Source organism: Marinilabilia sp. (assembly GCF_016278715.1).
Classification (GTDB): Bacteria; Bacteroidota; Bacteroidia; order Bacteroidales; family Marinilabiliaceae; genus Marinilabilia.
Genome location: NZ_JADQBH010000108.1, coordinates 40,354 through 60,825 on the forward strand (window position 1 = coordinate 40,354; position 20,472 = coordinate 60,825).

Annotated in this window: 11 protein-coding genes; 1 reads left to right on the forward strand and 10 read right to left on the reverse strand. The window is 43.2% G+C overall.

Annotation, left to right across the window (positions count from 1 at the left end; genetic code table 11):
* Nucleotides 1–117: 117 nt before the first annotated feature.
* Complete coding sequence (locus QZZ43_RS06685; RefSeq protein ID WP_291857286.1) at nucleotides 118–2,463, forward strand: glycoside hydrolase family 3 N-terminal domain-containing protein; 2,346 nt, start codon at nucleotides 118–120, stop codon at nucleotides 2,461–2,463.
* Nucleotides 2,464–2,636: 173 nt separating this feature from the next.
* On the opposite strand, the gene QZZ43_RS06690 is transcribed toward QZZ43_RS06685, so the two are convergent.
* From QZZ43_RS06690 to QZZ43_RS06735, 10 genes are all read right to left on the reverse strand, one after another.
* Nucleotides 2,637–4,340: a glycoside hydrolase family 43 protein gene (locus QZZ43_RS06690; RefSeq protein ID WP_291857287.1), complete on the reverse strand. Its 1,704-nt coding sequence runs from the start codon at nucleotides 4,338–4,340 to the stop codon at nucleotides 2,637–2,639.
* Between the two features lie 44 nt (nucleotides 4,341–4,384).
* Complete coding sequence (locus QZZ43_RS06695) at nucleotides 4,385–6,532, reverse strand: alpha-glucuronidase family glycosyl hydrolase (protein WP_291857289.1); 2,148 nt, start codon at nucleotides 6,530–6,532, stop codon at nucleotides 4,385–4,387.
* Nucleotides 6,533–6,582: 50 nt separating this feature from the next.
* Nucleotides 6,583–9,249 carry a glycoside hydrolase family 3 C-terminal domain-containing protein gene (locus QZZ43_RS06700; RefSeq protein ID WP_291857291.1) on the reverse strand — a complete coding sequence of 889 codons (2,667 nt, stop codon included), beginning with the start codon at nucleotides 9,247–9,249 and terminating at the stop codon, nucleotides 6,583–6,585.
* 24 nt (nucleotides 9,250–9,273) lie between these two features.
* Nucleotides 9,274–10,902: a DUF5597 domain-containing protein gene (locus QZZ43_RS06705; protein ID WP_291857293.1), complete on the reverse strand. Its 1,629-nt coding sequence runs from the start codon at nucleotides 10,900–10,902 to the stop codon at nucleotides 9,274–9,276.
* Nucleotides 10,903–11,112: 210 nt separating this feature from the next.
* Nucleotides 11,113–11,271 (reverse strand): hypothetical protein, encoded by a 159-nt coding sequence (locus QZZ43_RS06710; RefSeq protein ID WP_291857294.1) that lies wholly within the window; start codon nucleotides 11,269–11,271, stop codon nucleotides 11,113–11,115.
* 503 nt (nucleotides 11,272–11,774) lie between these two features.
* Nucleotides 11,775–13,988: an endo-1,4-beta-xylanase gene (locus QZZ43_RS06715; protein ID WP_291857296.1), complete on the reverse strand. Its 2,214-nt coding sequence runs from the start codon at nucleotides 13,986–13,988 to the stop codon at nucleotides 11,775–11,777.
* Nucleotides 13,989–14,025: 37 nt separating this feature from the next.
* Nucleotides 14,026–15,426 carry a glycan-binding surface protein gene (locus QZZ43_RS06720; protein WP_291857298.1) on the reverse strand — a complete coding sequence of 467 codons (1,401 nt, stop codon included), beginning with the start codon at nucleotides 15,424–15,426 and terminating at the stop codon, nucleotides 14,026–14,028.
* A gap of 149 nt (nucleotides 15,427–15,575) precedes the next feature.
* Nucleotides 15,576–16,055: a RagB/SusD family nutrient uptake outer membrane protein gene (locus QZZ43_RS06725; protein ID WP_291857299.1), complete on the reverse strand. Its 480-nt coding sequence runs from the start codon at nucleotides 16,053–16,055 to the stop codon at nucleotides 15,576–15,578.
* A gap of 8 nt (nucleotides 16,056–16,063) precedes the next feature.
* Nucleotides 16,064–17,212 (reverse strand): RagB/SusD family nutrient uptake outer membrane protein, encoded by a 1,149-nt coding sequence (locus QZZ43_RS06730; protein ID WP_291857301.1) that lies wholly within the window; start codon nucleotides 17,210–17,212, stop codon nucleotides 16,064–16,066.
* Nucleotides 17,213–17,232: 20 nt separating this feature from the next.
* Nucleotides 17,233–20,385 carry a TonB-dependent receptor gene (locus QZZ43_RS06735; RefSeq protein ID WP_291857303.1) on the reverse strand — a complete coding sequence of 1,051 codons (3,153 nt, stop codon included), beginning with the start codon at nucleotides 20,383–20,385 and terminating at the stop codon, nucleotides 17,233–17,235.
* Nucleotides 20,386–20,472: the final 87 nt, after the last annotated feature.

Genomic DNA, 20,472 nt, shown 5'->3' on the forward strand with positions numbered 1-20,472 from the left:
AATTAACTGAACTATACACAAATGAAAAATTCTACAAAAATTATGATTTCCTTTGTATGTTTGTTACTTACTGTACAATGTACTCCAACCCGAATAAACAAGGAAACACAAGACAGAATGAAAAAAACAGAAGAAATTGTTGATTCCATGACCCTTGAGCAAAAGGCCCGGTTAGTTATAGGCACCGGAATGGTATTTGAGTTGCCCGACGGAGTTGAGGCTCCATTCGAAGATCCCTTAAAAGCCTATTCAGATACCACCTATGCGCAAATGGTGAAAAAAATACGTGAGGTCTTACCGGGAGCTGCTGGTTTTACCGCTGAATTTCCGGAAATGGGTATCACCTCTCAGGTGCTGGCTGACGGGCCTGCAGGTCTGCGAATTTCGCCAAAACGCAAAGGAACGGATGACACTTTTTATTGCACTGCTTTTCCAATTGCCACATTGCTGGCCTCTTCCTGGGATACCGAACTGGTAGAAGAAGTTGGCAGCGCTATGGGGAAAGAGGTTTTGGAATACGGAGGCGACATCCTTCTGGCACCGGCTCTCAATATCCAACGAGATCCCCTTTGTGGACGAAATTTTGAATATTACTCGGAAGATCCGCTCATAAGCGGGAAAATGGCCGCAGCCATTGTCAATGGCGTACAATCAAACGGAGTGGGCACATCCATAAAACATTTTGCCGCAAACAATCAGGAGACCAACAGGCTTTCCGTCAACACCATCATTAGTGAGCGGGCCCTCAGAGAAATTTATCTGCGCGGATTTGAAATTGCCGTCAGAGAATCACAACCGTGGACTGTGATGTCGGCCTACAACAAGATTAATGAAGAGTATGCATCAGAAAGTCACGATCTGCTAACCAAAATACTTCGCGACGACTGGGGTTTTGAAGGTTACGTGGTTACTGACTGGGGGGCAGGCGATGACCTTGCAGCACAGATGAAGGCAGGAAATGACCTGATAATGCCCGGGCAGCCCAATCAAATAGAAAAAATCATTCAGGAGGTAAAAGAAGGCAGGTTGGATGAAGAAGTCCTTGATGAAAACATAAAACGAATTCTTTCAGTAATGATGAAGACTCCTAAATACAGGGGATACAATTACTCACTCAATCCCGATTTAAAAGCACACGCACAAATAGCCCGCCAGGTTGCGGCTGAAGGGATGGTACTATTGGAAAACCGAAACGAGGCTTTGCCTGTTTCAAGCGACCTGACCAAAAAGGTTGCTGCATTTGGCAATTCATCTTATGAATTCATCTCGGGTGGAACCGGAAGCGGCGATGTGAATGAAGCATACACCATTTCCCTTATTGAAGGCCTTGAGAATGGAAATTTCCAGGCCAACGACGAATTAGAAAAACGCTACAATGCTCACATTGAAGCCATGAGAGCCAAAGCCGGGGCTCCCAGGAACTGGTTAACTGCGTTAATGGGAGGTAGAGAAACGGTTGATGAGTTAGAGGTATCTCCTGAAATGGCATCCGATATGGCTGAGAAGACCGATATTGCACTTATTACCATCGGTCGAAACTCAGGTGAAGCAGGGGACCGGGAAGCTGTTGCAGGAGATTTTTATCTGACAGAAACAGAAAAAAAACTCATAAAAAATGTCTCTGAGGCATATCAGTCCAAAGAAAAAAAAGCTATTGTAATTCTTAACATCGGAGGGCCGGTTGAGACGGCCAGTTGGAAGCACATCCCGGATGCCGTTTTACTCGCCTGGCAACCCGGGCAGGAAGCAGGAAACGCTGTGGTTGATATTCTCTCCGGAAAAGTCAATCCATCAGGAAAGCTGGCTGTTTCCTTTCCGGTTGCTTATGAAGACAGTCCGTCATCCTCAACTTTCCCCGGACAGCCCATCGAAGGAACTACGGAAGAAGCTCCTGACCTATCCGGATTTTCTATGATGAAAAGAACTCCCTGGGAAGTGTCTTATGAAGATGACATCTTTGTCGGTTACCGCTATTACAAAACCTTTGAAAAGACTGTATCTTATGAATTCGGTTATGGACTTTCCTATACAGGTTTTTCCTACAATAATTTAAAGATCTCCTCCCGTGAATTCACCGATAAACTAACATTGTCCGTCGAAATCGCTAATACTGGAGCTATTGCAGGAAGGGAGATTGTTCAGGTGTATTTGACTGCTCCAGAAGGAAAGCTGGTAAAACCATCATTGGCACTCATAAATTTTGGTAAAACAAACCTCTTGCAGCCAGGAGAAAGCGAAAAACTTACTTTTGAAATATCAGCACGTGACCTCACCTTTTTCGACGCGGAAGCAGGTGCATGGACTGCAGAAGCTGGAGATTATGCAGTTAGTGTAGGTTCATCATCTAATCAAATAAAGCAAAACGAAAACTTTTCACTGCAGAACACAATTCTGGTAGAGAAAGTTTCGAAACATGCTCTGTCCCCCACCCGGGAAATAACCAAACTGACGCCTGCAAGATAGATTTCTTTCCCGGAATAGTCGGGATTTGCAACAACAATCGTTTAACAATATTCAAAGAAAAGAGGGGTTGATTTCCGTTTTGGCCGGAAATCAACCCCTCCTACTATAAAATATGAGTCATAACGGGTAGAACAGCCTGTCCCAACAAATCGGGGAAGCAATTTATTCCGCTGTTAATCTAAACCTTCAGCATACATGCCAATATAAGTCCCCACGAAGCCACCAGCAGTGGCAGTGCTCAGATAAGTGGCATCCTGTCCGTCAGCCAGACTCTCCCATTCCTCTTTATCCTCAGAAATCAGGAAATCCAGGAACTCCCCTCGCCCGTCAATTCTTAGCAGGATTGAATCATCTGCACCAAGCCCTGTTTTTTTCATCGCCAGTCGCTTCTTTTCAGGTGTCCCCTGTCTGATAATGGTCTTTTCAACAAATGCAACCAGTTCTCCTTGTTCATAAGCAACCCCAAGAAAATAATTATTGGTTTCGGTTCTGAAACAAACCAAACCGGCACGATCATTTAAATCTCCGGCAACAAGAGAAATCTCTGCAGAAGCCGAAAAATTTTGATGCTGCTGCCTTCGTCCAATAAATGCAGGATTCTTGGCTTCCCTGAAAGTTACCGGTCGAAAATCTATTCGCAAATCACCCCCGGTAATTTCATACCAGTCATCCTTGGGAGTACGAATAAAATTCCAATAAAGCTCAAGTGAGTCACTCTCAAAATCATCCCGAACGGTAAAGTTCCCATTCGGAAAAAATTCATTTTCCACACCAGAATTCAGTTGGTGAGACGACTTAACCGTCAACGGAACCTCCTTTCCTGACTCCAGAATAACCGGCCACCCATCTTTCCAACTCACCGGCAAAAGAAATGTCTCACGCCCTGTGTTAAAATGATTATCCAAATAGGGTCTGACACCCAGAAATACTGCCCACCAGCTGCCGTCTTCAAACTTGATTAAGTCGGCATGTCCGGTAGATGTAACAGGATTTGGGCGGTCAGAATCCAAATTTCGTTGAGTAAGAATGGGGTTTCCCTCATAAGATTCATACGGTCCGGTGACATTTCGACTACGAAATACAACTTCGGAATGAGCTTCAGCAGTTCCGCCTTCAGCAGCCATGAGATAATAAAATCCATTGACTTTGTAGATATGAGGTCCTTCGATCCAAATGGGTTTTTGGGAAATATCATGGCCTCCATCAACAATCATTTTACGGGGTCCGGTCATTTCATCCTTATCCACATCGTATTCCTGAATCCAAATAGCTTTGTGTCCTGGATAAATAGATTCTCCCCGTGGGTCTCCGTTATTCACAACCCAGGCACGCCCGTCATCATCAAAAAACAAGGATGGGTCGATACCGGGAACCTCCGGAATTAAAACAGGATCGCTCCAAGGGCCGGCAGGATCTTTGGCTTTAACCAAAAAATTCCCGTCTCCCCCCACAAAAGTCGTTACCATATAAAAAGTATCATTGTGCGGATTATAGCTGATTGCAGGAGCAAAAACACCTTCCGAAATCTCCTGATTGGTAATATTCAGCTGCGACGGTCTGTCAAGCACATGCCCAATCTGTTTCCAGTTAACCAGGTCGTTACTGTGAAAAACCGGAACACCCGGGAAGAAGGAAAATGTGGAGTTAACCAGATAATAATCACCCTCCTTCTTACAAATTGACGGATCGGGATAAAAACCACTCAGAACAGGGTTGAAAAATTCGTTCTCTCCAGGCTGATTTTCATTATAATACTCGTCGTTTCCTTCGTATTCGAACCAATGAAAGAAGGCGCCTTTTGTCACATCTTCAGGAGAACTGCATGAGGCCACCAGAATAAAAAATGGCAGCAGAATAAAAATTCTGAGTTTTAACATAACGGAAGTGTTTTTTATTTGTGCGACCCGGGTGTTTACCCGGCCTAATTGTGGTGTGTCATATCAAATTTTATCTTTTTCAATTCCTCAAGGTCATGAACCGGACGTTCAAGTTCCGGAGGAATGGACATTTCAGAGAAGGTCTGGAAATAGAGGAGACATGCATCCCGCCACCATTCAGCTTCACGCGATTGAATCTTTAATTTATGCTGAACATGCTCAAATCGTTCTGCATCAATAAATCCATCCAACCGGTCCCATTTTTTCTGCATCAATCGTACCTCTTCAACTCCGTCATAATAATGATAACAAAGCTCATCCCATAATGAAAGGCCGGAACTCATAGTATAGTTCCACGGCAAATGGTGGAACCACAGAATCAGGTTTTCAGGACAAGTTTGAGGATTATTGTACATCGAAGCAAGTGGCTCCTCATATTGCGAAACGGCATCACTCCCGGAAGTACTACGATCGAAGCCAATACCATCCTTCGATGCCTTGTGATAATATTTTGGAAGCCAGTCGGGTCGCGCATCTTCTATTTCGGTCCAGGGCTCGGGGCCGTGGTGGTGGCTCCATCCCATTAAGTGATGAAGACCAAGCGGAGTCATATAATTTACAACAGCTTCACGCGAACGCATCATTATATTCAATGTAGGCTTTACAAAAGCGGAGTCATTTGAGAATGTCATTCCCAGCCACTCGCGCCCAATTTCGTCAGCACGTAACGTGTGATCCCATGCCAATCGGCCAAAAGCAAACCAATTGGCCTGGGCAAAATGATGACCTGTCCAATTCGTGTCTCTGCCAATATTCGCGACACCGGCAATGGCGGTATGTTTCTGGTCAAACAAGGAGCCATCCGTGGCTTTAGCAACCGTTGATCCCGCCCCATTGACATAGGTATCACTCTCAAAAGTCTCCTTTTGCATGGTGGGCAGATAAGCCAGATGATTGGAAAAACCAAGATATTCCTGAGTTATCTGAAACTCGATCATCAACGGCGTGTGCTCCATAGCCCCAAAAACAGGGCTGAATGGCTCACGAGGCTGAAAATCGACTGGGCCGTTTTTCACCTGAACAATTACATTTTCATGGAATTCGCCATCCAGAGGAACAAACTCTTTATACGCCTGTTTTGCCCGGTCGTCACCTGAAGGAGCATATACAAAAGCTCTCCACATTACGATTCCATTATAGGGTTCCAAAGCCTCTGCCAGCATATTGGCTCCATCAGCATGCGTACGACCATAATCCTGAGGCCCAGGTTGACCTTCGGAATTGGCTTTTACCAGAAACCCTCCAAAATCTGGAATCTCATCATAAATTTCCTTTACTTTATTTTTCCACCATTCGCGCACCTCATCCTTCAACGGGTCTGAATCTTCCAGGTTTCCAATAATTGCAGGTGAAGAAAAGTTCACCGACATATAAACTTTAATGTTGTAAGGCCTGAGAACTTCAGCAAAGCGAGCAAATTTCTCAATGTACTCATCCGTCAGCACATCCGGATTGGCATTTACATTATTCAACACCGTTCCATTGATACCCACAGATGCATTGGCACGTGCATAAACTACATAATCCTCTTTCAGGTCGTCAAAACTCCTTTCACGATTCCACCAGATAGAGTGTCCGGCATAACCCCGCTCCACAGTTCCATCTAAATTGTCCCAGTGATTGAGCAAACGATGCTGATATTTCGGAGCCTCCACAATATCAAGTCCCTGAATCTCCTCTTCATTCTGTAACTTTCGAATGAAGGCAAATGTTCCGTAAAGAACGCCGGCATCGGTGTTGGCGGTTATTACAATCCGCAATCCTTTCTCTCCACCGATCTCTCTTATCACAAAACCCTCATCACCACACGTATTCAGGTGTTCTTCAATACCCGGCAACTCCAACTTTTCATGCAAACCGACGCCCAAATAAACTGAACTTCCGGAAAGCTTTTTATTAATCTCAACGTCCATTCCGGTCATCCCTTCCAGAGCTCTAAGGAGTTCCTCTTTTGCCACGTTAATCACAGGGCTCTCTCCTTCAGCATAGATATTATCCAAAGTAGAATAATCGTCAAGTACAGTCTCAGAAACTGGTACATATCGCAACCACAGTTTTTCACCTGATTCCGCACTAATCAAACCCGGTAGCGACACAACCAACAAAACCAATAATAGAAATTTTCCTCGCATATTTATTCTTTTTACAACGCACTAATTAAAAAATATTAATCTCCTGTAATTCAGTCAATAAAACGACTATCCTTTCTCATTAGAACAGTCTCTAAAACCTGATTATGGATAAATTCAGATTTAACAGGTTGTCCACCCCCCACACTTATTTTCATCTTCCCTTTGGGAATAAGAAGTCCATTTTCAGGGTGGTAAACCGCCATTTGCTCAGGGGTAACAGAAAAAGAAATTGTTTTGGCCTCTCCGGGCTCCAGATAAAACCGTTCAAATCCCTGAAGACTTCTAATGGCATCATTGTCATATCCGGGATGGGAAATATATAATTGAGCAACCTCTTCTCCTCCCATTTCTCCATTATTGGTTACTTCCACTTCAACTTTCATTTCTTCTCCATCTTCCTCATTGGAGAACACCTTTAAATTGGAATAATTAAAAGTTGTATAACTGAGTCCGTGACCAAAAGGAAAAAGAGATTCCCCTTTAAAATAGCGATAAGTTCGTCCGTCCATATTATAATTTTCAAAGGGAGGAAGTTGATCTACCGATTTATAAAATGTAACCGGAAGCCTTCCTGCAGGATTATAGTCTCCAAAAAGAACATCAGCAATAGCTTTTCCTCCGGCCTGCCCAGGGTACCATGCCTCCAATATAGCAGGAACATTTTCGGCTTCCCAGTTTATGGCCAAAGCACTTCCGTTAAGCAATACCAAAACAGTGGGTTTACCCAATTCCATTATTTCTTTTATCAGGTCGGTCTGCACAGCAGGCAACTGAATAAGGGTTCTGTCACCACCCAAAAACCCCGGAACTTTCACTGGCATTTCCTCACCTTCTAATGAGGGACTTAACCCCATACACATGATCACAATATCTGAGGCCGATGCAAGCTCCAAAGCCTCCTTTTTCATGTTTGGTGCCGGAGCATCCCAAAGAAACTTCATCATAGGATACTCGGTATTATTTTGAGTGAACTCCACCCGTACGTTATACTTTTCACCAGCCTGCAGGAAAAACTTTTTATAATGTGTTCGCGGATGGTGAACATCCGGTGGCAAATGGGCCACAGAATCACCATCAAGAAAAACACTATAGCCAGAAAACCCCTCAGCTCCTAAAGCGTATTCACCTGTAACAGGAGGCACCAGAACGCCGGACCACCGAACCGAAAAGTTATCGTATTCCATATCCTCAAAAGGAGGTGTAGTTCTCCAGGAAAAGTCAATTAATTGATCCACCTGAGAGTGTAATGGCTTCCCTTCCAATTTATAATTTCCAAAATAGTCAGCTTTCAGTCCATTCTGAGACAAACTCTCATCAGAGTAGAGAAAATCTGTAGGGATAGGGATTAGAAAAGGAAACTCTTTTACCCAAGGACATCCCTGAGCATATCCGACCTGAGAGTCAGGAAGTTTTGCTTTTATTCCCTCAAATGGGGTAATCGAACCTGAAGGATAGCCATTATAGTTGGCCAGCAACACATCTTCCCGGTTGGCATTAGGTCCGATTACAGCGATGCTCTTAACATTTTTATCGAGAGGAAGTGTTTTCTGCTCATTTTTAAGCAATACCATTGATTTTTGTGCTGATTCGAGTGCCAGTTGCTGATGGTCCTCGCAATCAACCACTGAAAAAGGAATGTTCGAATAAGGTACCAGCTCATCAGGATCAAACATTCCCAGTTTCATACGAGCAAGCATCAATCGGGTAACCAGTACATCAATCTGTTCCTCTGATACCAGTCCCTGTCCAACAGCATCAACAAGGGCCGGATAAGACTCACCACAATTCAGGTCTGTTCCGGCATTTGCTGCCATAGCAGCAGCTTCCTCAACGGTCGGAACCACTTCATGAAAACCTTCCATATAGAAATCCTGAAGAGCCCAACAATCTGAAACTATGTAACCATCAAAGCCCCACTCATCACGCAACAAATCAGCCACAGGCTTGCTTCCACAACAGGGCTGACCGTTCACACGGTTGTAAGCGCACATTACGGAATAAACCCCGGCTTCCTGTACTGCCTTCTTAAATTGTGGTGTATAAGTCATTAGTGAATCACGAGCAGAAACAGAGACGTCAAATTGGTGACGATTAGACTCCGGGCCACTATGAATCATAAAGTGCTTAGCCGTTGCTACCAGCTTAAGATATTTTTCATCATCTCCCTGAAGTCCGTGTATAAAGTCAACGGCCAGTTCACCCGACGAGTAAGGATCTTCTCCATAAGTTTCCATGCCCCGGCCCCATCGCGGATCACGGAAAATATTTATATTAGGTGTCCAAAATGTCAGACCCTGATAAATTCCTCTTTTTCCTCTTAGCAAAAAATCGTGATGTTTAGCTCTAGCCTCATCAGAAACGGCCGTTGCAATTCTAAACATCTCTTCATCGTCCCACATGGCAGCCATACCAATGGCTTGCGGAAAAACTGTGGCAAGACCTGCCCGACCAACGCCGTGCAGACTCTCATTCCACCAGTTGTATTCGGGCACACCTAATCGTTCTACTGCATCCGCATTGAACTTCATCTGAGAGATTTTTTCTTTTAATGTCATTCGAGATACCAAATCGGCAGCTCGCTCTTCAAATGACAAATCTGTATTCAGATAAGGTTCCTTTTCGGTCTTACACGATGAAAAAAAAGAAAATCCGGCCACAAGGAAAAACAAATAAAAGGCTTGCCCGGATCTGAAAATTTTAATAAGAAATCTTATCATGATTCAGTCCCATTTTTTAATAAGCTATTTGTATTCATATAATTTTATCTTCTGTATGTCAAAATTATCCACAGGAATTCGAAGATGCCTTCCCTGATGACTTTGATCCCCATTCATCCGGAACCGATTCACCCATTGGTCACCAACTCTTTCTATCTGCTCAATCTGACCAATGCCGGCTTCTGATTGCTCATTCAGACTTTCAAAAGTCACCACAATACCTGTCCCGGCCACGATGAATTCATCATTGCCCATAGAAATAATCAGACCTCCTGTTTCGGGCCATTGAGTTCCATCTTTGGCAGCAGGATTCCAACCCAGGGTATAATCATGCTTGAAATGGAATTGGTAATTCCCCATCACAAACGAAGTGTCACGACGATCGTGATGAAACCATACTCCGGTAGTCTCTTTCCCTCGTTTTTCACCCAACAATGGAATCAACTGATGGAGAACTTCATAACTTTTTGTCAAAGGAGCCTCTGATGGATTGGAAGTATCTTCGATGGAAAAAGGACTGAATCCCATGGCATCGTGTTCGCCAAAAGCATAAAAAACACGAGCGTGATTACCCGGTTCGTTCCTGATTTCCGGTATAAACAAAGGATTATTGGGAAGATGGTACAAATTGCACCAATGGTTGAATCCCGGATCATAAATATCCAAGGCATAAACATCGATGGCAGGGGCTGCGAGTTTCCAAATATCAATTAAGTGAGCCAAGGGACCGGCAGAAGGATACGCCCCGGGTTTTCTTCCCCTTGAATTAAGGGCCGCATTAACATACATAGGCAAGGGATATACCTCTTTTCCTGCTTCTGTGATTTCTCCGGCATATCGGGCAAAATGCCAGGCCATAAACAACTCGTCGGTATAAAGGCCCTTACCAAAAACATCCTCCCAGTTTCCTTTTCCTTTCTTGCCGTTGCTTTCCCACATCTCTTTTAAATGGGGCTGCAAAGTTACGTTTTCATCCTGGAGAAGATTGATTACAGAAGCGGGCACCTCCTCTTCAAAGGCCCGGTTGGCTTCAGGGTGATAATCTCTGGCCTGTGGAATCATCCCTATCTCGTTTTCCACCTGAACCATTATTACAGTGTGGTGCTGCTCATCCTTTTCTTTCAGGAATTCCATAAATTTTACAAAAGCTTTCTTGTCGGCATCAAGATTCTCACCAGAAAAAGGAGTCAGGATTTCCAATGGTTTTCCCTCTTTGGTAATACTACGTGGAAAGCGGTTCCAATCCTTTTTCACCCACAAAGGAGCGTAACAGGACATGCTGTTTTTCCAACTGCCAAACCATAGCAAAACGAGTTTAGTATTATACTCTCTTGCTTGGTCGATTAGTTTATCAACCGACGAAAAATCGAAATCACCTTCAGCCGGTTCTACCAACTCCCAATAAACAGGGGCCAGTACCGTATTTAGCTGCATAGCCTGTAAATCAGGCCATATCTCTGACATGAATTTTAAATCTGATGCGCTGGAATTGCCCAGTTCACCTCCCAGCATCAGCCAGGGTTTTTCATTCACCATAAGCTGAGTTGTCCCCCCTTCGGAACTCAGATAAGGAATTTTAGTTTTTTGGCTCCATAGAGTTGTTGAACCCAGCAGGACCATAAAAACTAAAACAAAAACGCTCTTTTTTTGCATAACATTAAACTTTCAAATTAGTTGTTCCAAAAACCAGCAATGTCAGGCTGAAGAAAACCCTCTGCCAAATCAAAAAACATTGCAAAAACAAGTGATATTTCCGAAAATAACAAAGATACATTATCATCCGTGGTCAAAGAAGGGAGACTTCTAACATATCTCTTTTCCCGGAAATATCACATGCATTCTACTCTTTGAATCATAGCCATATTAATGATAAACAAAAGTACTTTCCTCCGACCCCAGGTAAGATGGTTTTAATCCACCGGTATCGATCACTATTTTTTGCAATACCAAGCCGGGATCAACCATATAAAACCTGAGCGTATGATTACCGGCCTGTTGAATGGAACTCACTGCCTCTTTCATTAGATTGACTTTTAAGAAGTTTATTAAATCAAAGAGTAATGCTCGTTTTTATTCCTTACTCGTTTTTAGCTAGCATTCTGAAAATCCCAAATGGACATAAAAATCGCGGAACCAGGAAATCACCCCTGACTCTCCATGTTTTAACTCCTGTAAATCGAAAAAAACAATCAACTAATCACCATTCATTGGTCATTGGTCAAATCGCACACAATAATTACACGAAGTTAGCGGGATGTGCAGTTCAGAAGGAGGAAAATTCTATCTTATAGGCGTACTTTTATTAAAAAGAGTAAATTTTTACAAAAAAAATGGTGGAAATTTCTATTCAATACACTTCTTCAGAAAGCCTTTCAGTTAAATAAATAAAATAAACTCAAGCTATTATTTTATCATGGAGATTTATGAACCCTTCATCTTCAACAAAGAAATTCATAAAAAAGGCCTGCCGAAAAAACTCCGACAGGCCTTCATTTAAAAAGGAACTAAAGAACCATCAGAAAACTTTATTCCTGAAGTTCACCGGTAAAATCCTCACTCACATCCCTTCCGGCAAGACCATCGGCAAATGTTTTGTAAGCAACCTTGCGCTCGTAGTCAGCATCCCACAAACAGGGGGCATCATCGGGCAACCAATTTTCATGCTCCGCGGGGGCATCGCTGATTCCCCAAACAGTGATTCCATATTGCTGGGCTACGGGAATAATTTCCCGATATTGATCGGCAATAAACTGGTACATCTCGGCCTGTTGCTCAAACTGCTCTGCAGAGGAAGCATCGGTAAGTACCTGAACATCCAGTTCGGAAACCTTAATTAGTTTTCCGGTGGCTGCCAACAGCTCAAACATTTGGGTGATATTCTCTTTGCTGGTATTGATTGAAACATGCATTTGCGTTCCGATACCATCAACTGTAGCACCCTGACTCTCGATGTATTCCACATAGTCTATAAGACCTTCACATTTTGCAATACTACCTTCCAAACCATAATCATTGATGAAAAGAATATCGTCTGGGTTGCCGTACTGACGGGCAAGATTGAAAGCAGTAACTGCAAAATCCTGACCCAGATATTTTTGCCAGTAGAACTCATCGCTGGCAGGCTCAGCCACATCTCCATCACGCAGTGTCCCATCATTGTTCATAGGCTCATTCACCACATCCCAGGCAGTAATGTCATTTTTGTAATGCTCCACCATCTGGGAGATCCAATCTTCCATAGCTGCTCCAATGAGCTGGGCCTTTTCCTCATCGGTTTTCTCAATGTAAGTAGGTGCTTTGGCTACTTTCAGAGAAGGAGCTCCAGCTGTAGCTTCAGGCGCTTTTCCAAGAACTACATTATCAATATGGAATGTAGCCGCTGTGGCACCGAAATCAAAAACAAATTTATTTTTGTCGGCCGTAGAAGGTGTAACAGTGAAATCTACCGGAGTCCAGGAAGTTCCAACCTGAATTCCTCCATAATAGTCACCACCATAATCGGGGTTTTGTAATTGCACCTGGATTGTGGTAGCAACTGATGATTTAATCATAAAAGAGACACTGTAATTGACCCCTTGCTCCAGCGGCTGATCAAATGTATAAACCTGCTGTGCGCTATAAGAATCAGCAGCAGTAGGATTGGTCAGCACCATTGAATAACCGGTACCTCCATACCCTTCACCTTCGGCAGAAACTACTCTGGTAGAACTATTTCCCCAACCGTTCCAGGGATCCAATGTTCCACTTTCGAAATCTCCATTAGAAATCAAATTTACAACAGTGGGTTCAGCATCGAGGTCTACAACATTCAAAGTATTCACATCGATATAATAAGTAACACCCGGAAGAGCTCCTAAGTCAAATGACAAAGAAAACCCGGTAGAACCTTCAGCAAACTCACTAATAGTATACTGAACTTGTTGCCAGGCAGAAGTCGTTTCAAAGGCCTCAGTTCCCGACCCGGTTCCCATCCAGTCAATCCAGGGATATTCATTAGCAGCACCCGGCATAGAGATACGTCCTTTACCGGGTTGGTCACTCTTGATGAAAAAAGTCACCTGATATTCATGCCCTGCAATTACGGGAACCTCAGGACTAACAATCTGCAAGTCCCAGTAATTCGCTGAACTGGAAGAAGCAATCAGTTTCATTGCATCGGTTCCGGCACCCATTCCTGCACCTCCTTCAACTGTAATACCATCACCCTGGTTATTACGAGCCCAACCGGTAAAACTACCATCTTCCAAACCTGAAACATCCAACAGATTGCTACCGGCTGGTTCCGGTATAACTTCAGGAGCAATGAGCCCATTGAGATAACTTGCATCCTGATTCTGATGCCACACAAGAGTATGCCCAAATACGCTCAGCCCAGCACCTTTTGCCTTTTCCACAAAAGCATCAGCAGTAGTAAAGTCAATAGAGCCATCGCTGTTCACCATGGGGCCGTGTTTCATGATATAACCGGCAACCACTTCGTCAAAATTTTGATGAACCACACTATCCACATTGCCTTGCTCCATATAAAGTCCTACACCCACACCCACACCGAGTTTAAAATCGGTGTAAGTGTTTAGTGCTTCGTAACGGGCTATTTTCTCCTCCATTTTAAGAGGAATTTCGGCTACAGTGATTTCAGAGGAAGGATCTCTCTCTTCCCACTCCATCATCTGATCGTCACAGGAGGTAGCAAATAGTGCTGCCATTGCCACCACCGGAATTAACATTTTATATTTCATAATTGTCATTTCTTAATTTATGAGACAAAATACAATACTATTCCACCACTTCTTCAGTCTGCTCTCCACCTTCAGGAAAGTCAGTATAAGTAGGTTGCTCTAAAGAAACCACTCTCCAGTTGTCCGTAAACACATCAACGGATGTTTCGGAAGAGGGGAATTCTGTTGCGTCGGAATCATTTCCTGTTATGTTGGCAAGTGTAAAATCAGTATTCTCGAAATAGATTCCAAAGTTCTTGTAACTTGACTCCTCGCGGGCTACCAATACATCTTCGAACGTATAACCCTCTTCTACATCAGAGAATGAATAGAAATCACTAAAAGGTACAGTAACCGTCACCCAACCATCCGTCTCAAAGGGAACAATTTCTCCATCCACGACCCAGGGCACATAGTTGTATGAGTCGCCACTCCATTCTCCACCATTAAAACTGTTGTGAAGACAAAGTTTCAGGAATCCGGTTCCGGACCAGGTGCCGGATACATAAACATCAAACTGGAAAGCGACTTCATTCACAGGCGTTGTCGCAGGAATATAAGAAGTAAGCTGACCTCTCCAGTCATCTACATCGTTACCGGCAGTCCAAACCTCGGTATTGCGACTGCTATTGGTTGGGAAGGAGGCGATTCTGTCGGGACGATGGGCAACATAAGTGCCCTGAGAAACAGGTCCCATTCCAATCACTTCAGATTCCAGATCCTCGTCGTTAATCATGCTTCCGTCTTCAGACCAGCTCCAGAATCCCTGCTGACCGTTACCGTCGAAATCCAGAATTACACCTTCTTTAAAGTTAAAATAAGCAGGTGAATATGCTCCACCATTTGAGCCTTCAACGAAAAGGGATCCACTTTCAGTAAGTCCATCCGGAACAGTCACTATTACAAACTCCCCTTCCTCATCAGATGTAATTCCCTCGGTAACTTCCACGTCCCCGGGAAATACTACTTTGCTGATTTCCACAAGGCCGCTACCATAAATAATGATGGACTCGCCTGCCTGAGGCAACGTATGAGAAATGCTCGAAATAGCAGGAGAAGCAGCTCTGATTTCAAAGTCATAAACATACTCTGTTCCTGTCTTCACAAAGCGAATGGTGTTTCTCACATCATCTTCTGCTTCAATAGTAGGAGTATCCCCACTCAACTGAATGAGCATATTGTTATCGGTAACATAAACAGGATTGAAATAAGTATCATACCCATTGACATATACCTTCCGGATTCCGGCAAATCCGGAACCCTCAAGACGCAACACTTGTCCCAGGCGCGCAAAATCAACCTGACGGTCAGGAATATCAGAATCCACATCCTGAAGGTAAACTGCCTTAACCGTTATAGGAGTATTATTTGCAGGATCCTCATCATCCTCGCATCCGAAGAAAGCGACGGAAGAGATAAGAAATCCCAGCAATAGCCATATATTGATCGTTTTTTTCATGTGATTATAATTTATTTGTTATGGTCACATGGAACTTGCATGCAGAATAATCATACATAGATTTTTAATTTCCCTGCCATGCTCGTTTCATATTCTGTATTATTTAGTTAAGCCCTTCGTTTATTTTAAAATTCAAAGAATCTCAAATTTTACCGGAATACATTTATTCTCTCTTCTAAAAACTCATAAGTCACAGGATCCTCTCTCAGCAGTGGGTTTTGCACCAGTTCTGACTCAGGATAAGGCAATAACAAATCCTCTGCAGTAGCTGTTGCAACCTGCTGGGCAGTATTTTCATCGCCTTCAACATAAGTTCCTGTTGCTTCATCATACTCATATTGAACAGCACGGTCCTGAGCGTCATTCACATAATTGAGGACTTCCTGCTGACGATAGTAAGAACGACGAACCAAGTCGTACCAGTATTGCCCTTCCATAGCCAATTCAATACGACGCTCGTAACGAATGTCTTCATAAGTAATTTCTGACTTACTTGGCATGCCTGCACGTTCACGCACCTTATTAAAATATTCCAACGCTGTAGCATCTGTCGTTGATGCATTGTTGCCCAAAATAGCCTCGGCATATATCAGATAGACTTCAGCCAGCCGCAACATCTTGGTTGTCAAACCAGAGTTCATTCTGGCAACAACACCTTCAGTATCTTTCGCTGAACCAACGACACCTTTTTGATATTAGCCCGGTCGGTTTCCTCATAAAGATATCCGCCGGCTGCCTGGTTAATTTCAGGATATTCTGCCCCATAAGTGGCAAATGTAGAATGCAAGCGCACAGTTTCTCTGGAATCATATTCTCTGATCATATCCCAGGAAGCGAAAGTATAGTATCCCCATGCTGCATCATCACCTGTTATTTCAGAATTCCAGGCAAAGTAAGCTTGTTGTGTATTGGTAATACCGTATTCGGTGGTTCCGCCAACCCATTGCAAAGCGAACAGGGACTCAGCGTCATTATTTCCGTCAAGAGTAAATAACTCGGCATAACTTTCATTCAATTCCAACCCGCTCTCCACACACACTTTCTCCGCAGCTTTCCTTGCCAGTTCCAGATACTCAGTATCGCGAATACCCCCATTACGGTCATCCACGTTATGCAATCCTGCATAGGAAAGATATAACCTTGCAAGCATACCATAAGCACTCCATTGATTCAACCGACCGTTCTGAGTTGCTTCCAAAGGCAAATGCGTAGCCGCAAATTCCAGATCACGGATGGCAAATTCAAAAACATCATTACGCGGGTTGGTCGGAATAATCGGGTTATTCACTATTGCAGCATTATCGGTGATAATGGGTACATTTCCCCATAATGAAGCAAGATACCAGTATGCAGTACCTCTCATAAACCGGGCTTCAGCAATCGCTTCATTCTTGGCTTCTTCAGAAACATTGGTTGCATTGGCCTCAATATTATTAATGGTGTTATTGGCCTGACCAATTACATTATAGAATGATCCCCAGGCTGAGACCAGAGGGCCGGTAAGAGACGTCTCTGTAAAATTGGTAAATGGATAAACATAATCCGAATAAGGAGCAAAAATATTGTTTGCCCTTCCGTCTCCGAGTGCATAGTAGAATTTATCGTTAAAATCGAACCACACCTTGCCGTACAATGCGGCAGTGGCTACTCTCAGATCACTCTCACTGGTAAAGAAATTATCCAGTGTTATGGTATCATTCGATGGAACCTCCAGAAATCCGTCATCGCAAGAGCTGATACCAAGGCCGGCAATAGCCATTATTGTTAATATCTTTTTAATTTTCATTGTCTTTTACATTTACAGGTTTAAAACGAGATATTTACACCGAATGTATAGATTCTGGGTGAAGGATAACGTCCGTTATCTATACCCGTCATCAAAGCGTCCTGGTTGTACGAACCAACTTCAGGATCATATCCGGAGTACTTTGTAAATGTGTAAGCATTCTTCACTTTGGCATACACCTTTACAACATCAACGCCAACAGAAGAAATCCAGTCTTTAGGAAGCGTGTAACTCAATGAAACGTCCTGAATTCTAATGAATGAACCATCTTCCACAAAGCGGTCGCTCAACCTGTTGTTGGCATTGGATGAAGATGCAGCCAGTCGGGGCATCATAGGATCGCCACCGGTAATATGCGTATTGCGAATATCCACCGGACCGTCGGGATCTATTTGTTCAACCCGGGCATAGTCCAATGCGGAGGTATAAAGGTTGTGATTTTCTCTGGGGTTTTCCAGCCAACGTTTCTGATAATTAATCACGTCATTGCCGTAAAATCCGTTGAGGAAGATATTCAGATCAAACCCTTTATATGAGAATGTGTTTCCAATACCAAAGGTAAACTTAGGTTCCGGATTTCCGATATAAGTACGGTCTGATTCGTTAATCACACCGTCCGCGTTAATATCTTTAAAGATGTAATCGCCAATCCAGACACCAGTTTCACTGATTTCTAACCCTTCGGGACGAGCAACTTCCTTTATATTCCCGGCATCATCCTTGTAGTAAAAGTCGGTTGCCTCATTGAACCGTCCGATGACCTTATAACCGTAAAACTGACCGATAGGCTGATCCACAGCAGTCCGGGTAACAATGGTTGTTTCCGAACCTTCCTGAATGGTTTTATCAATAGTGCTGGTCTCAGTATCCATGCTCAACACTTTACTTCTGTTAAGTGTAAATACCAGATCTGTTTTCCAGAAGAAATCCCCACGATCCATATTTATTGTTGAAAGGGTTGCTTCAATACCTTTGTTTTCCAAAGAACCAACATTCATATAAGGAGATGATACAGAACCCTGTCCTTCAACCCCCATATATGCAGGGAGTGGAACATTCAGCAAAAGATCCTGAGTCTCTTTATAATACACATCCCCAATAAACTGAATCCGGTTATTAAACATATTCAGATCTAAACCTATGTTTGCAGAATAAGTTGTTTCCCATTTCAGATCGGGGTTTGCCATATTCTCACTGATAAGGCCTGTTCCAAAAACGGTGGTTACGGGAGAAAGAACATTCGTATAGGCGTAATCAGACCCAACATTTTGGTTACCCACAGCTCCGTATCCCAGCCTAAGTTTAAGATTATTGATAGAAGAAACCCCGCTCATAAATGATTCATTGGAAACTTTCCATCCAAAAGCAGCAGATGGGAAAAGTCCCCATTTATTGCCTTCTGCAAATTTGGAAGATCCATCATAACGTAAGGTAGCAGTTAACTGATACTTGTTGTCAAAAGAGTAAAACGCACGCCCGAAATATGATATTATCGAGTTTCCTCCGGAGCTACTCCCTGCATTAGCAGTGGTTCCGTCTCCCAGATTCAAATCGTGTCCCACATTACTCACAAAACCACTTCGGTATCCCGACAAATACTCCCAGTGAGATTTTTGCATTTCATGACCAAGCATCACCTTGACAGAATGCATTTCCGCAAAGGTACGATCGAAGGAAACCAAATTGTTCCAGGAATAGAACTTACTGTAGGACTTCGTTCTGGTAGATTCAATTACTTCATTGGTAATAGCTCCAAACGAGTAAGATGGATTGAATTGATATGTATTGGTCATTCCAAGATCACTTGCGAACTCTGTCTTAAATGTAAGACCGTCCATGAATTTAACCTCTCCAAAAACATTACTGCGGATCCCGGTCTTCTCGTTTTCGTTTTCCCGGAGCATTGCCATCCCCACGGGGTTGGTTTGAACATACATATCTGTATCGGGACCATCAAATGTACCATCAGCGTTACGCACAGCAACATTAGGAGTTTGCTTCATGGCAACTTTAATCAGGTTTGCATCCTCTACAGTTACCTGCTGCTCGGAGTTATTAAGTGCAAAGTTCACACCGGCACGAAACCACTCATTCACATCAGCATTAAAGTTTCCACGCAAATTATACCTGGTAAATCCGGACCCAATGGCAATACCTTCCTGATCAAGAAAGCCGGCAGCCAATGCATAAGTATTGTTTTCCCCACCTCCACTTACAGAGAGGTTATGGCTTTGAATACTAGCCTGTGTAAAAAGTTCATCCTGCCAATCAGTTCCTTCTCCCAGCAAATCAGGCCGTATAAAATAATTATCTCTGGTAACAATACCGGCATCAGCACGATTGTTTTTGTGCATGGCATATTGTTGAAGGTTGAGCAAATCAAGCTTGGTAGCCATTTCCTGCACACCATAATAACCGTTGTAGGAAACAAAACTTTTACCTTTTTCACCTTGTTTGGTGTTAATAATGACAACACCATTAGCCGCACGCGATCCATAGATGGCTGTTGCTGAGGCATCCTTCAGAATATCCATAGAAACAATGTCATTGGGGTTAATGGATGCCAAAACATTTTCGCTGTTACTTCCGGTAGAACCATCAACAATCACACCGTCAATAACAAATATAGGTTCTGTAGATGAGGTCAAAGAACTGATACCCCGAATACGGATGGATGAACCACCACCGGGAGTACCTGAATTCTGCATAACCTGTACACCAGCTGCACGACCTTGTAAAACCTGATCAACAGAGGTTGATACGGTTTCCTGGATCGATTCGCTCGAAACAGACACGACAGAACCTGTAAGGTCACTTCGTTTCATTTGTCCATAACCAACAACTACAACTTCATCAAGTGCCTGCACATCTTCCTGCATTTGCACATTGATTTCAGTACGTCCCTCAACCGAAATCACCTGAGATTCAAATCCGATAAAATTGAATCGCAACTGACCGTCGGCAGGAACTTCAACATTGTAATTTCCATCCACATCGGTAATGGTTCCCTGGGAGGTTCCCACAACCATAATATTGACCCCCGGAAGGGGCCCCATATCATCTGTTACGTTTCCTGTCACCATTATATTTTGAGACAAGGCAACAAAAGAAACAGATAGCAAGAAGAACATTGCTAAAAATGTCCTTCTTAAAAATAAATCAGTTTTTCTCATTTGAAAAGATTTTTCTGGTTAGGAAATTCTTTAAGCAATTTCCATACTCGCTACTTTCAGTAAATGCTCTATTGTTCTGTGCTGTTC